This window comes from Sphingobacterium sp. SG20118 (genome assembly GCF_044740685.1).
Lineage (GTDB): Bacteria > Bacteroidota > Bacteroidia > Sphingobacteriales > Sphingobacteriaceae > Sphingobacterium.
Window position 1 is genome coordinate 1,198,924 of sequence record NZ_CP172826.1, and the last position, 14,100, is coordinate 1,213,023.

Annotated in this window: 19 protein-coding genes and 1 pseudogene; 17 read left to right on the forward strand and 3 right to left on the reverse strand. The window is 35.9% G+C overall.

The window, feature by feature from the left end; translation table 11 throughout:
* Positions 1-654, reverse strand: coding sequence for an ankyrin repeat domain-containing protein (locus ACFX5U_RS05575; protein ID WP_400262729.1), 654 nt, complete (start codon positions 652-654; stop codon positions 1-3).
* A 355-nt stretch (positions 655-1,009) separates the two neighbouring features.
* Between ACFX5U_RS05575 and ACFX5U_RS05580 the strand changes: the two genes are divergently transcribed.
* The 11 genes from ACFX5U_RS05580 (at position 1,010) to ACFX5U_RS05630 (ending at position 8,008) form a co-directional block, all read left to right on the forward strand.
* A complete protein-coding gene (locus tag ACFX5U_RS05580; RefSeq protein WP_038696924.1) occupies positions 1,010-1,573 on the forward strand; it encodes a UbiX family flavin prenyltransferase in 564 nt (187 codons plus the stop codon).
* Positions 1,574-1,808: 235 nt separating this feature from the next.
* On the forward strand, positions 1,809-2,132 hold the full coding sequence (locus tag ACFX5U_RS05585; RefSeq protein ID WP_400262730.1) for a hypothetical protein: 324 nt from the start codon (positions 1,809-1,811) through the stop codon (positions 2,130-2,132).
* Positions 2,038-3,078, forward strand: coding sequence for a dihydroorotase family protein (locus tag ACFX5U_RS05590; protein WP_400263569.1), 1,041 nt, complete (start codon positions 2,038-2,040; stop codon positions 3,076-3,078). The genes ACFX5U_RS05585 and ACFX5U_RS05590 overlap by 95 nt, the downstream gene beginning before the upstream one ends.
* 2 nt (positions 3,079-3,080) lie before the next feature.
* Positions 3,081-3,755 (forward strand): hypothetical protein, encoded by a 675-nt coding sequence (locus ACFX5U_RS05595; RefSeq protein ID WP_038696930.1) that lies wholly within the window; start codon positions 3,081-3,083, stop codon positions 3,753-3,755.
* Positions 3,755-4,351, forward strand: coding sequence for a DUF4199 domain-containing protein (locus tag ACFX5U_RS05600; RefSeq protein ID WP_038696932.1), 597 nt, complete (start codon positions 3,755-3,757; stop codon positions 4,349-4,351). The genes ACFX5U_RS05595 and ACFX5U_RS05600 overlap by 1 nt, the downstream gene beginning before the upstream one ends.
* A 102-nt stretch (positions 4,352-4,453) precedes the next feature.
* Positions 4,454-5,404, forward strand: a complete 951-nt coding sequence (locus ACFX5U_RS05605) for a glycosyltransferase family 2 protein (protein ID WP_038702244.1) — start codon at positions 4,454-4,456, stop codon at positions 5,402-5,404.
* Between the two features lie 9 nt (positions 5,405-5,413).
* On the forward strand, positions 5,414-6,541 hold the full coding sequence (locus ACFX5U_RS05610; protein WP_400262731.1) for a glycosyltransferase: 1,128 nt from the start codon (positions 5,414-5,416) through the stop codon (positions 6,539-6,541).
* A gap of 196 nt (positions 6,542-6,737) precedes the next feature.
* Entirely contained in the window at positions 6,738-7,010 is a 273-nt protein-coding gene (locus ACFX5U_RS05615) for a hypothetical protein (protein WP_038696936.1), read from the forward strand.
* Positions 7,007-7,237: a hypothetical protein gene (locus tag ACFX5U_RS05620; RefSeq protein ID WP_400262732.1), complete on the forward strand. Its 231-nt coding sequence runs from the start codon at positions 7,007-7,009 to the stop codon at positions 7,235-7,237. The genes ACFX5U_RS05615 and ACFX5U_RS05620 overlap by 4 nt, the downstream gene beginning before the upstream one ends.
* Positions 7,206-7,772 (forward strand): MBL fold metallo-hydrolase, encoded by a 567-nt coding sequence (locus tag ACFX5U_RS05625; RefSeq protein WP_400262733.1) that lies wholly within the window; start codon positions 7,206-7,208, stop codon positions 7,770-7,772. Before ACFX5U_RS05620 ends, ACFX5U_RS05625 begins: the two co-directional genes overlap by 32 nt.
* Before the next feature lie 83 nt (positions 7,773-7,855).
* Positions 7,856-8,008: a lmo0937 family membrane protein gene (locus tag ACFX5U_RS05630; protein WP_144243270.1), complete on the forward strand. Its 153-nt coding sequence runs from the start codon at positions 7,856-7,858 to the stop codon at positions 8,006-8,008.
* Positions 8,009-8,012: 4 nt separating this feature from the next.
* On the opposite strand, the gene ACFX5U_RS05635 is transcribed toward ACFX5U_RS05630, so the two are convergent.
* Positions 8,013-8,702: a 2-C-methyl-D-erythritol 4-phosphate cytidylyltransferase gene (locus ACFX5U_RS05635; RefSeq protein WP_038696940.1), complete on the reverse strand. Its 690-nt coding sequence runs from the start codon at positions 8,700-8,702 to the stop codon at positions 8,013-8,015.
* Between the two features lie 85 nt (positions 8,703-8,787).
* Positions 8,788-9,837, reverse strand: a complete 1,050-nt coding sequence (gene queA, locus ACFX5U_RS05640) for a tRNA preQ1(34) S-adenosylmethionine ribosyltransferase-isomerase QueA (RefSeq protein ID WP_038696942.1) — start codon at positions 9,835-9,837, stop codon at positions 8,788-8,790.
* Positions 9,838-10,028: 191 nt separating this feature from the next.
* Here queA and ACFX5U_RS05645 point away from each other — a divergent pair.
* The 6 genes and pseudogenes from ACFX5U_RS05645 (at position 10,029) to ACFX5U_RS05670 (ending at position 14,066) form a co-directional block, all read left to right on the forward strand.
* Positions 10,029-11,274, forward strand: a pseudogene (locus ACFX5U_RS05645) (ABC transporter permease).
* Positions 11,275-11,280: 6 nt separating this feature from the next.
* The gene (locus tag ACFX5U_RS05650) at positions 11,281-11,430 is read left to right on the forward strand and encodes a hypothetical protein (RefSeq protein WP_400262734.1); all 150 of its coding nucleotides are present in this window, start codon (positions 11,281-11,283) and stop codon (positions 11,428-11,430) included.
* A 75-nt stretch (positions 11,431-11,505) separates the two neighbouring features.
* Positions 11,506-12,843 (forward strand): sigma-54-dependent transcriptional regulator, encoded by a 1,338-nt coding sequence (locus tag ACFX5U_RS05655; protein ID WP_400262735.1) that lies wholly within the window; start codon positions 11,506-11,508, stop codon positions 12,841-12,843.
* A 491-nt stretch (positions 12,844-13,334) separates the two neighbouring features.
* Entirely contained in the window at positions 13,335-13,475 is a 141-nt protein-coding gene (locus ACFX5U_RS05660; protein WP_400262736.1) for a hypothetical protein, read from the forward strand.
* A gap of 139 nt (positions 13,476-13,614) precedes the next feature.
* Positions 13,615-13,974, forward strand: coding sequence for a hypothetical protein (locus tag ACFX5U_RS05665; protein ID WP_400262737.1), 360 nt, complete (start codon positions 13,615-13,617; stop codon positions 13,972-13,974).
* A gap of 14 nt (positions 13,975-13,988) precedes the next feature.
* Positions 13,989-14,066 (forward strand): potassium-transporting ATPase subunit F, encoded by a 78-nt coding sequence (locus ACFX5U_RS05670; protein WP_144243399.1) that lies wholly within the window; start codon positions 13,989-13,991, stop codon positions 14,064-14,066.
* Positions 14,067-14,100: the final 34 nt, after the last annotated feature.

Genomic DNA, 14,100 nt, shown 5'->3' on the forward strand with positions numbered 1-14,100 from the left:
TTACAATTCTTTAAGGATGTTTGAAATGTCACTATAACCTTTTGATGCGGCAAGATCCGAAGCCGTTTTGTTGTTTTTGGTCTTTAGTTCAATATGGGATCCATGTTCTAAGAGTAAAACTATGAGTTCAATATTTCCCATTTGTGCGGCCAAATGTAATGCTGTCACACCATTGTTTTGCGTATTATTGACATTAGCGCCCGCTTCTATGAGCAATTTGCTGATATTATTGTTTTTGTTTAGTAAGGCAATATGTAAAGGGAAAAGGTTCTCCTCATTTTGAGTAGGGACGTCTGGGTTTGCTTTGTTTTTGAGCAATAGCCTTACCGTATCTTCTTTATTAAAATGGGTTGCTAGAGCAAGAGCAGAGTATCCATGTGTGGAAATTTCATTGACAACAGTAGGTATCTGTTTGATCATAGCTTCAATATAATTATTCAGACCTGCCGCAACCGCCTCATGTACATTCAATCCTTGATTATGTTTTAAGAGCACACGGATAATTTGCGGTTTGTGAAAGTAACAAGCTAATAATAGTGGTGAAATACCATGACTTGTTTCTTCTAATATTAAAGCAGGATTACTTGTTAAAAGTAAATCTAAATCTCTACTATTTCCAGATTCAATATATTGTTCTAATATGCTTAAACTCATTTTTGTACTATTCGTTTATTTATGGTATCTAAAATAGTGAAAATTTATGATGGAAATCTGTATAAAGAAAAAAAACAAGGAATTTATCTACTATAGTTGATCTTTTTAGCACTGAGACTATGGTCTTTTACTTGCGTTTTTATCCGCGTTTATTGTGGATAAGATAGAATTTGCAACAGTTTTGTAGATGCATGTTTACAAGTTTAACTGTCGGTTGTTAATTTTTACAAAATTATTATTTCGAATGCTACATTTGTAATGCCCCTCCCAAAGGGCATGTTTTTCATAGGTAGATGTAGGGTCGAATATTTCTTATTCGACCCTTTTTTATAGCTTTGCTTATTAAATTGAAAATATGGCAAGAAAAATTGTAGTGGCGATAACTGGGGCTAGTGGTTCCATATATGCTCAAGTTCTGCTGAATCGACTTGTCGAATTGCAAGGTCAGATCAGTGAGGTAGGGGTTGTGATGTCTGATAATGCCAAAGATGTGTGGCAAGAAGAGTTGCAAAATCAAGATTATAATGATATTCCTTTCCAGTTTTACAATAAAAATGATTTTTTCGCTCCTTTTGCGTCAGGGTCTGCACGTTTTGATACCATGATTGTCTGTCCTTGTTCGATGGGGACATTGGCTCGTATTGCTCATGGAATCTCTTCAGATTTGACAACGCGAGCTGCGGATGTGATATTGAAAGAAAGACGTAAGTTAATTTTAGTTACCCGAGAAACACCATTAAGTCACATACATATTCAAAATATGAAGACTGTCAGCGACGCAGGAGGTATTATTTGCCCGGCATCGCCTTCCTTTTATAGTTTACCTAAGACTTTCGATGAGTTGGCCGGTACAGTTGTTGATCGTGTCTTGAGTTTGGCGGGTTTTGATTTCGATCATTACCAATGGGGTCAGGAATAGATGGGTAATACATGAATATTTTTTAAAATTCAATGCAGAATCGATACTATTTTGTAACTTTGTTTTTTGAAATGAAGCAGTCTAAAGCTACACGTATTAAAAATCATCCTTCCTCTAATTTTCAAAGAGAAAAATCACTGTTTTTATTGGATTCTGTTAAAGAGATGATGATTTCATGCTGTAAAACTGCACATATTTACTATTCAAATTCAATAAATTACAATTTCTTAAGCATATGAAAAGCGTTTTAATTACTTCAGTAAAAGTGGTTTTGCCAGGAAATGAATTTGATCAACAGGTGGTTGATGTATTCATTGAAAAGGGGAAGATTTCGAAAATTGCAAAATCCATTGAAGTCGCTGATAAAAATATTGAAATATTCGACGGTATAGGCAATATTCTTTCTGTCGGTTTTTTTGATTTAAATGCCAATTTTGGAGAACCAGGGTTGGAAACAAAAGAAGATATCAGTTCAGGTTTCTGCTGCTGCTGCAGCAGGTGGTTTTACAGCAGTAGCGGTTATGCCGAATACAGAACCTGCAATCCAAAGTCGTGCTGAAGTGGCTTTAATCGTGAATATCGCAAAAGGTAATTTAGTTGATGTATTGCCGATAGGTGCTGTAAGCAGAAACCGTGAGGGCAGTGACATGGCTGAATTGTACGATATGAAAAAAACCGGAGCAATTGCTTTTAGTGATGGCAATAGAAGTATTCAGCAAGCCGGTTTAATGAGCCGTGCTTTGTTATATGCGCGTGGGTTTGGTGGTTTGATCATCTCTCATGCCGAAGATGCGTCTATGGCAGGTGGAAATAAAATGAATGAGGGTGTTATGAGTACTTATTTGGGCATGAAAGGTATTCCTAATCTTGCCGAGACTTTGATGATTTCCCGCGATTTATATTTGGCAGAATATGCCGAATCGCCCATTCACTTCACTTCCATCAGTACTGCAGAAGGGGTAGATCTAATTAAAAAAGCGAAAGCGAAAGGAATTCAGGTTACTTGTGATGTTGCAGCCCATCAATTGGTTTTTACAGATGATGATATCGTTAGTTTCGATAGTAATTATAAAGTAAATCCGCCATTGCGTACCAAAGCCGATGCAAAAGCGTTAATAAAGGGATTAAAGGATGGTGTTATTGACGCTGTGGTTTCGCAACATACTCCGCATGAAATTGAATTTAAAAATGTTGAATTTCATATTGCAAAAAATGGAATAATCGGATTACAAACGGTATTGCCTCTTTTAGTAAAAGCTGGGTTGAACGATCAACAAATAGTTGAAAAATTAGCTGTAAATTCACGTCAGGTAGTAGGCTTAACCATTCCTCAAATTAAGGAGGGTGAAGAAGCAAATCTCGTGCTCTTTAATCTGGACGAAGCTTGGGTTTTTGATAATCAGTCAAATAAATCCAAATCAAGAAATAGTCCTTTATTTGGAAAAGAGCTAAAAGGAAAAGTTAAATTAGTGATCAATAATGGTCAAATCATAAAAAATGCTTAATAATGGAAGCGAATATTAAAGCGGCTGTTGCTGCAGGGATCAATACCTACGGTAGAGTAGATAACATCGAAACAAAATCAGAGTTCTTAACAAAAGTTGAATCAGTTTTTGATACAGATGGAAAATATATCGATAAATTGGCTTTGTTGGATCAGGCATTTGACGACTATCCACTATTTGATGAGTTGAGAGAAGTATATGTCGATTTACTATTGATGAATTTCTTCTCTACAGATATTCTAAAATTAGAAGAGGATTATTTAGAATCTGAGGAATGGGAGAAAATCGAAGATGAAACGATTGACCGTGGAACAGAATTGTTAAACATATTTTTATATCTACGTGAATGTAAGGATGATGAAATCGATCCAGATTTAGATGATTACTTGAAAGAGTTCTTGTTGGTTGATGAGGATGAATTCCAGGATGAGCATGAGATCTATGAAGATATCATTGCAAATCAAATTTTAGTAGAGAGTACATATGCAGAAATTGCGAAGACAGCGAAAACAATTGACCCTTCAAGTGAGGTTTATGAGTTGTTTTATGCGATCTTAAGTTTCTTTAGCGAAATTAATCCAAAAGAGGCTCAATTAGCAGATTATGAGGCTCAAAGTGAAAACAAAGCTTTTGACGCAGCACTTTATCAAGTCATCACTAACTTTTACAAAGCGTAATGGAAGTTGGCGTTGACAAAAATAGTAAGATTACAAGTATTGTATATGGTGTTGTCTTGGGGGTTACTTCTTTTGTTTTGGGATTATTTTCGATTTATTCAATAAAACCATTAGAGGGAACATCTTTATTACAATTCATCAATCCTTTTTTTAACTTTATTTTATTTTTTGGTGTTACGGTTTTACTAACCTTTTCGCTAAGAAAAAAAATGGGTGGAATATGGGATTTTACTAAAGCTGTAAAATGTATTTACATCATGCTTGTTATTAACCATTTAGTCGCTTCAGTAAGTACTTTTTCATATTTAAGCTATTTTGAACCAACAATTCAAGAGGAAAATTTTCATATCATGATGAATGCTCGGATTGAAAGTATGGAAAATAGTACAGCCTTTGATAGTGAAGAGGAAAAGCAGCAAACAATTGATATGAGTATAGAACAAATGGAGAAGGATAATGAATCAGTTGCTACGATGACTTTAGGGGCGCGTATGAAAGGTTTTGTTATTACACTACTTCCTTATTTTTTGTTTGCCCTATTGTTAGCAGCATTGACAAAGAATGGTCAAAAAAGTATAGGTAATCCTACAGTTTAAAAGTATAATTTTTAAATAAAATCAATACGTTAAGGTGTTGTCATGAAGACGATACCTTAACTTGTTTATAAAGCAAATATATTGACAATGATCAACGTACATATGGATATTTCAGTTGTTGTTCCTCTTTTTAATGAAGAAGAGTCGTTGCCCGAGTTGACCTCTTGGATAGACCGTGTAATGGCAAAGCATCAGTTTTCTTATGAAATTATTTTAGTTGATGATGGAAGTAAAGATAAGTCTTGGTCTATCATTGAAGATTTAAAGAGAGACAACAATAATATTACAGCTATCAAATTCAGACGTAATTATGGTAAATCAGCAGCCTTAAATGTTGGCTTTGCAGCCGCTCAAGGGGATGTGGTGATTACGATGGATGCCGATTTACAGGATAGTCCTGATGAAATTCCAGAATTGTATGATCGTATCATGAATAAAGGAGCAGACCTTGTTTCGGGATGGAAGCAGAAGCGTTATGATCCGCTAACGAAGACATTACCAACTAAACTTTTCAATGCCGTTACACGTAGCATGTCTGGTATAGATAATTTACATGATTTCAATTGTGGTCTAAAAGCATATCGCAAAGAAGTGGTCAAAAATATTGAAGTATACGGTGAAATGCATCGCTATATTCCAGTGATTGCCAAATGGGCAGGTTTTACGAATATTCAAGAACAGGTGGTACAACATTATCCCCGTAAATATGGAGTGACTAAGTTTGGCGCCGGACGTTTTGTGAAGGGATTTCTAGATTTATTGTCCATATTTTTTGTTGGTAAATTTGCTAAACGACCGATGCATTTTTTCGGTGTTATGGGGGTAATCAGCTTTTTACTGGGTCTTGTAATTACGCTATTTTTGATTTGTCAAAAATTGATGAGTATAGCGGCAGGGACAGCATTTAGAGATATTACCGATCAGCCTATGTTTTTCCTTTCACTAACAGCAATCATAATTGGTACGCAATTGTTTTTGACCGGATTTCTTGCAGAGTTGGTTTCAAGAAATAGTACAGATCGTAATAATTACCAGATTGATAAAGTAATTTAAGCTACTGATATGCGTATTGTAATTTTAGGATCTGCATATCCATTGCGAGGAGGAGGCATTGCTTCATTTAATGAACGGTTAGCAGAACATTATCAGCAATTGGGACACGAAGTCGATATCTATTCTTTCTCATTGCAGTATCCTAATTTTCTATTTCCAGGCAAATCGCAGTTTTCAGACGAACCTGCACCAAAGGATTTACGCATTTTTTCGAAAGTGAATTCGATTAATCCATTTAATTGGATAAAAATAGGACGAGAGCTTAAAAAAGCTAAATATGATCTTTTGATCGTGCGCTTTTGGATGCCTTTCTTTGGTCCTTGTTTAGGTACGATACAGCGAATTGTACGTCAAAATAACCATACGAAGGTCGTCTGCATTGCTGATAATATTATTCCGCATGAACAGCGGATAGGGGACAAAATATTGGCTCAATATTTTTTAAATGCGGTCGATGGCTGTGTTACGATGAGTCAAAGTGTATTGGAAGATTTAAGCAAAATTAATCCACATATACCAGCCATCTATAGCCCTCATCCGCTATATGACAACTACGGACCAGCTATTGGTTTAGAACAAGCAAGAGCACAGCTAAACATTCCGCTATCAGAAAAAGTTGTCCTGTTTTTTGGTTTTATTCGCCAGTATAAAGGATTGGATATACTGTTGGAGGCCTTAGGAAAACCTGAAATAAAAAACTTAAATGTCAAATTACTCTTGGCAGGAGAGTTTTATGGAGATGAAGCATATTATCAAGATTTAATTCAAAAATATCATTTACAAGATCGCATATATCCGCATACTTCTTTTATTCCTAATGATGAAGTTGGAAGGTATTTTTGTGCTGCTGATGCAGTAGTGCTGCCTTATCGAACTGCCACGCAGAGTGGTATTACACAAGTAGCATATCATTATGATGTCCCAATGATTGTTACTCGAGTAGGGGGCTTACCCGAGCTGGTGCATGACGAAGTAGTGGGCCTTGTCGTCGAGCCAACAGCAGAAGAGGTTGCTAAGGGGATCATTGCCTTCTATCAGGATGATAGAAGTAGATTGTTTCGTGAGAATATGAAAGAAGAAAAGAAAAAGTACAGTTGGGATACCTTTGGAGAGGAAATCCTACGCTTGGGACAGTAATTTTAGCTGCAGCGATTTTCGGTCTTTAGCAACCTGTACAGGCGTCGTAAATAATGAATAAAGCGAAAGCCATTCCTGTATGTTATTAAAATACTTAGTAGCGAATGATTTACGTATATGTTAATGCAATTTTATTGTGAATCTAATCAAATTTATCTAAGTTTGAATATAGACAATTGCATAAATTAAGGGAACATTGGTAGCATTAACACAGGGTAGTTTAGATAAGATCGAAGAACTTTTTAAGGATCAAGGATATAGGGTGAGGTATGAGAAAGGAACCTTTAAAACAGGCGCATGTCTTTTGCAAAGCTCACATGTAGTGGTAGTGAATAAGTTTTCTAATCTTGAAATGAAAATTCAATCCTTAATAGGGATTTTAAATGATGTTGATATTGATGAAGCACTCATTAGTGATAAACATCATGCTATTTATACACAAATTGCTAAACTAAAATCAAAACGTTGAAAATCAAATTTTTAGGAACGGGAACTTCACAGGGTGTACCTGTAATAGCTTGTCAATGTGTTGTTTGTAAGTCAAATAGCCATTATGACAAACGCTTACGTTCTTCAATTTTGATTAGCTATCATGATAAAAATATCGTTGTAGATACTGGTCCTGATTTTAGATACCAGATGCTGCGGGAAACAGGTGATGCATATGGATGCCGTATTGATGACACATTCGCATAAGGATCATATTGCTGGTTTGGATGATGTGCGCGCATTCAATTTTAAACAACAATCTTCGATTGATATTTATGGTACGAAAGTGCTACATGATGCATTGAGGCGTGAATTTTATTATGCCTTTTCTGGAGTAAAATATCCAGGGATTCCGCGCCTTGAATTAGTTGAAATAGAAGCCTTAAAATCATTTTCCCTGTTTGAGAAGGAAGTTCTTCCACTTGAGGTGATGCATTATCAGATGCCGGTCTTGGGTTTTAGAATAGATGATTTCGCATACATTACTGATGCTAAAACAGTTTCAATAGCTACTCGAGAAAAATTGACCGGATTGAAAGTGTTGGTCATTAATGCACTACAGAAAGAAAGTCATGTTTCCCATATGACGTTGGAAGAGGCAATCCTATTTGCGCAAGAAGTTGGTGCTGAACAAACTTATCTCACCCATATTGGCCATCGCATGGGCTTGCATGATATGGTTTCAAACGAGTTACCTGATGGTATTTCTTTAGCATATGACCAACTCGAAATCAACCTATAAAGGTATTACTTTTTTACATTTCCAAACAACAAGCCCATTCATATGTTATATGAACATGTAATCACATGTTAACATATTATATTATGGGAAATTTATTGTACATCATCGCTGTGATTTTAGTTATTATCTGGGCGATTAGTTTTTTGGGAGGTTTCTATACAGGTGGAATCATACACACTTTACTCGTTATCGCAATTATTGTGATATTATTGCGTGTGATAAGAGGAAATACATAGGTCTTTACATTTTTAAATAGAGTTGGGCAATTTCTATATCTTCGGGATAGGTAATTTTAATGTTTTTATAATCACCGGTCACGATTTCAATGGAGTTGCCTAATTTTTCTACCACGGAAGCATCATCTGTAAATGTTGCTTCTTCGTTTTGTTGATATGCAGTTTCTAATAAGTTCCCTTCAAAGACCTGTGGTGTTTGTACAAGCCAGATTTGGCTTCGGTCAATAGCCTTGTTACAGTTTCCTGTTGTGAAACGAACAGAATCTGTACACGATCTTGCGACGATAACTGCTTTTGATTTCTTAACTTTTTCAAAGGCAAGATCTATCGTTGAGATCGCAATTAAAGGTCTTGCTGCGTCATGGACAGCTATTGCATGGTCATTTAGTTGTAGTTGTCTATTTTTGATAAAGGCGATTCCATTTTTGACGGATTGAAATCGAGTCTTGCCCCCATAAGTAATAGCATGCGGAATGCTGAAGTTGTATTGTTGGCAAAGTGATTTCCAAAATTCCTCCATTTCAGGGTCGATTGCAATAATAATTTGTGGCTGCGTTTTACTTGCATAAAATTTTTCGATCGTATGCATCAATACAGGCTTGTTGTCCAGAAGGAGGTATTGCTTAGGTAAATCTGACTGCATTCGACTTCCTTTTCCTGCGGCCACTATAATTACGAAATTTTGATCACTCATCTTATATTGTCAATATGGGGTGGGTCGGAAACAAAAAACGTGGATAAATACGATATTTATCCACGTTTATATTTTATATATCTGATTAGATAATCAACATGGCATCGCCATAGCTATAAAATCTGTATTTTTCTTTAACAGCTTGTTCGTAAGCATTCATGACATGTTCATAACCTCCAAAAGCAGCAATCATAACCAATAAAGTAGATTCTGGTGTATGGAAATTTGTAATCATAGAGTTTGCAATACTGAAATCGTACGGAGGATAGATGAACTTACTTGTCCAATCATTAGCAGGCTTTAAATGACGATCTGCAGAAACAGCAGATTCGATAGCACGCATTGATGTAGTACCTACAGCACAAACTTTTCTCTTAGCATCAATCGCTTTATTAACAGTTTTGGCAGCTTCTTCAGTAATGATGAACTGCTCCGAATCCATCTTGTGCTTTGTTAAATCTTCTACTTCAACGGTTCTGAAAGTACCCAATCCTACGTGAAGCGTTACTTCAGCAAAATCAACACCCTTCAATTCCAAACGTTTCATCAACTCACGAGAGAAGTGAAGACCTGCTGTTGGAGCTGCTACTGCACCTTCATTTTTAGCATAGATCGTTTGGTAACGGAATTTATCTTCAGGTGTTGCTTTACGAGTGATATATTTTGGAAGTGGTGTCTCACCTAAGATCTCTATATTACGACGGAATTCTTCATCCGTACCATCAAATAAGAAACGGATCGTACGACCACGAGAAGTTGTGTTGTCTACTACTTCAGCAACTAATAAATCATCATCTCCAAAATAAAGTTTATTACCTACACGGATTTTACGAGCTGGATCAACTAGAACATCCCATAAGCGAAGTTCTTTGTTTAATTCACGTAACAAGAAAACTTCGATTGTAGCTCCAGTTTTTTCTTTATTGCCATACAGACGTGCTGGAAAAACTTTTGTATTATTTAAGATCATGACATCTTTGTCATCAAAATAATCTAATACATCTTTAAAAATTTTATGCTCAATTTTACCAGTGTCGCGGTGTAAAACCATTAAGCGTGATTCGTCACGATTTTCAGTTGGTTCAGACGCCAAAAGAGACTCTGGTAAGTTGAATTTAAATTGAGATAACTTCATCTTTAATATTGATATTTTAAATGATTGCCTTTATTGTATTTAAGTTCCAAATAACAGACTTATCGGAACATAAATAAGCATACAAAGGTAGTCAAATTTTTAGTTAAAAGGGAGTTTCTTTCATGATTAAATTGATTAATGAATTGATTTTGACATAAAATCAAAACTAAATTGTAATTTAGAAGCTGAATATGCTAGCTATAGGTCTCATAAAAGAAAGTGCGAAATTCGCACTATCGGCTTTAAAAGATAATCGAACACGGACATTGTTATCCTTATTAGGGGTGACAATTGGTATTTTAACGATTATTGGTGTCTTTTCAGCCGTCGATACATTACGAAATAATATTGAAGACTCTGTCAAAAAGATAGGGTCAAATACACTGTATATCCAAAAATGGCCTTGGGCAGGTGGACCCGACTTCCCCTGGTGGAAATACTTGAATAGACCAGAAACCCAAGTATGAAGATTATTTAGCGCTAAAGGAGCGTATTACTACAGCTGATAAAATAGCCTATATGATTGATATCGGTAACTCCACGATTAAATACAAAAATAATAATGCTTCGGGTGTTTCCATTTCTGCAGGAACGCAGGATCAATATAATATCCAAAATCTGAATGTCGAAAAAGGAAGGTATTTTGTTGAGAGTGAAACGCGGGCCGGTTCTTTAGTAACGGTGTTGGGAGCTGTTATTGCGGAAGGTCTTTTCCCGAATACGGATCCTTTGGGTAAGTATGTCAATATGTTGGGGAGAAAAGTTCAAGTAGTAGGCGTCTTAAAGAAGGAGGGAGAAGGAGTCCTGATTAATACCTCACCGGATAACAGTGCCTTCATTCCTTTTGAACTTGCTCGAAATTTGGTAAACTACGATAATTTCTCTCCTAGTATAGCCGTTCGGGTGATGTCTAAATATACGCTGGCTGAAGCCGAAAGTGAAATTAAAGTGTTGATGCGTTCTATCCATCGTATTGCGCCACAACGTGAGGATGATTTTTCTATTAATCAAACAACGATGATTACATCGCAGTTGGATAAAATGTTTGGGATTGTCAATTTAGCGGGATTTTGTATCGGTATATTTTCTGTTTTAGTAGGGGGATTTGGGATTGCCAATATTATGTTTGTAAGCGTAAAAGAGCGAACGCATATTATCGGTATACAAAAAGCTTTAGGCGCAAAAAATTTCTTCATTCTATCACAGTTTTTGATTGAATCCATTGTCCTATGTTTGTTAGGGGGGGCTATTGGATTATCGATTGTCTATCTAATCACCCTGTTAGTGAAACTTACCATTGGAATGGCGATTATAGTGAGTTTGAAGATGGTCGTTTTAACTGTTTTTATTTCAACGATAATTGGATTGATTTCAGGAATAGTACCTGCCTTAATGGCTTCTAGATTAGATCCTGTGGAAGCAATAAGAAGTAAATAATAGGTTTTGCTCTCTTTTTACAATCCTGTAGACTGGTATATGCTGATAGCTAATGACGTTTCTAAAGAATTGATTCCATTGGAACGTGATAATATTACTATTCTATCACGTTTTGAAAAATATGCTATGAACAATCCTGACCATTTCGGTCGCTAGGTATTTTTATTTCGTTTCACGTGTTCATCCATATCGTATACAATTTATTTAAGTTTGGTAAATAATTTCAAAAAATTGAGCACTATCCTAATCATCGACGACGAAGATAAGATCCGTACATTACTCGCTAGAATAATTACGCTAGAGGGCTATGAGGTATTTCAAGCATCAGACCTAAAGAAAGGTTTGAGACGATTGGAAGAACAAGATATAGACGTTGTAATCTGTGATGTCAAATTGCCTGATGGAAGTGGAGTTGATATTACAAAAGTAATCAAGGACAAATATCCGTATATCGAAATCATTTTATTGACAGCTTATGGGAATATTCCTGATGGGGTACAGGCGATTAAAAATGGTGCGTTTGATTATATTACTAAAGGAGACGATAATAATAAGATTATCCCTCTTTTATACAATGCTAGTGAAAAGGTAGCGCTGGCAAAGCGTGTGCGAGAGCTCGAAAGACAGCTTGGTGATCGTCATTCATTTGATAAAATTGTCGGGAAATCTAAAGCAATCTTGAATGCTATTGATTTGGCAAAGAGAGTTGCTGTAACGGATACAACTGTTTTACTGACGGGTGACACGGGAACTGGAAAAGAAGTTTTTGCACAAGCGATACATCAGGCTAGCAATCGTCAAAAATTCAATTTTGTAGCCATTAATTGTGCTGCATTCAGTAAGGACTTGTTGGAAAGTGAATTGTTTGGACATAAAGCAGGTTCATTTACTGGGGCATTGAAGGATCAAAAAGGACTTTTCGAAGAGGCTAATAAAGGAACGATTTTTCTGGATGAAATTGGCGAAATGGCCATAGAGCTGCAGGCTAAAATCTTAAGAGTATTGGAAACCGGTGAATTTTTGAAAGTCGGTGATACTAAGGTAACACGGGTGGATGTTCGTATTATTACGGCAACCAATCGTAACTTAGAGGAGGAAATGGTAAACGAGAACTTCCGGAGCGATTTATTTTATCGTCTTTCAGTATTCAGCATCTATTTGCCCGCATTGCGTGAACGTAAACAGGATATCCATTTATTAGCGATTTATTTTACACAAATATTTTCTACACGAGCTAACCGGAGAGAGTTACAGATTTCGCCAGAATATGTAACTGCTTTGGAAAACCATGATTGGAAAGGAAATATTCGAGAACTTAAGAACTGCATAGAACGTAGTGTGATTTTATCAGATACTGATGTATTGTGTGTAGAAACACTTCCTTTTGCCCGTATTTCTGTGGATTCGGGGACTAGAATATTATCTGCCTTCTCCATGGAGAGTGTAGAAAAATTACATATCCAAAAAGTATTGCACCATACCCATGGTAATAAAGCTGAAGCTGCTCGACTCTTGGAAATTGGTATTGCTACTCTTTACCGTAAGATAGAAGAGTACAAATTAGTATAGGAGTGAACTGAACAATAACATGCCTTAATGCTGTATTTTTCCGATTCAGCTTCATACCAACTTATCCCCATATTCGGACTGTGAGCACGGTGAGACCACTATAAGTCTACGTTGTGTCCACCTTTTATAGTGCTTTCACTATGGTAGCACTATAGTTAGAACCTAATTACATGAACAAGCTGTGTCAGCGTAAGTCCCAATTATGTCGCTCGCAGAGACCAATGTTTACGTATCAGTCTCGCATTTATGTATCTAAAATATACGCGTGATGGGCATCGTTTTAATAAATAACACTGGTGATTACCAATTTAAATGTCATCATAAAAGATAAGAACAATACTTCTATTATGATAAGAGGCCTATCAAAATGATAGGTTATTTTGTTTACAGTTATTTTTGTTTTTCGTTTAAACGTCTGTTTTTCATTGTGTTGATATTATTTTTGTTGGGTTTGGAATAAAATTGGCATAAACCATTTCAAATGAACACTCATGTTAAATTCGAAATGGAAAAAAATCAGGCAGTACGACAAGTACTGGAAGTGTGGTATTACCCACGGGTTATTGAAACTTGCTTTTGTCGCAATCGTGACTTTTGCACTGGTAAAATTGGTAGACGAACTCAGTATATAAACTTATAGATATGATAGCCATAGTATTGACCCTCGTCGGTGTAATTTGTTTTGTACTATTTTTTAAATCAATTGACTTCTTTGATCAGATTTAATTATTTACTCCTGCTTTTATTAACAAATGAAATACCTTGAATAAGATGAAAACAAAAATGATAAGTACGCTTGAAGAATGGATGCCTGAGTCCCGTAGCTGGATTTCGGATAATGATTTTAGTGATCATACAATTTCCGACTATCAAATTTTGGAAAAATTGGCTGATGTATGTTTAAAAAAGATGAATTCTGAAAATGAGCATGAGAATGAAGATGCAGGCGAAATCGCCAAAGTTGTGAATCTGATGTATCAGGGAGGTAATCAATATACACGCAATGCCATTGAAAATGAGTTTTTGACTAAACTAGCTATAGCAGAAAGTCCTGCAAGTTTGAAAAAACATCTAGACATACTCCCAAAAGAACTGAGAAAGGAATATCTAAAAACGATATTGGAAAATTAATATTAAAACAGGTGATGATAGCATTATTCATAATAGCAATTGGCGTGTTTGCATACATCGTGTATGTATTGCTAAAGCCAGAACAGTTTTAACGATAAAACTGAGGTTGAAATATATTTGAAATTT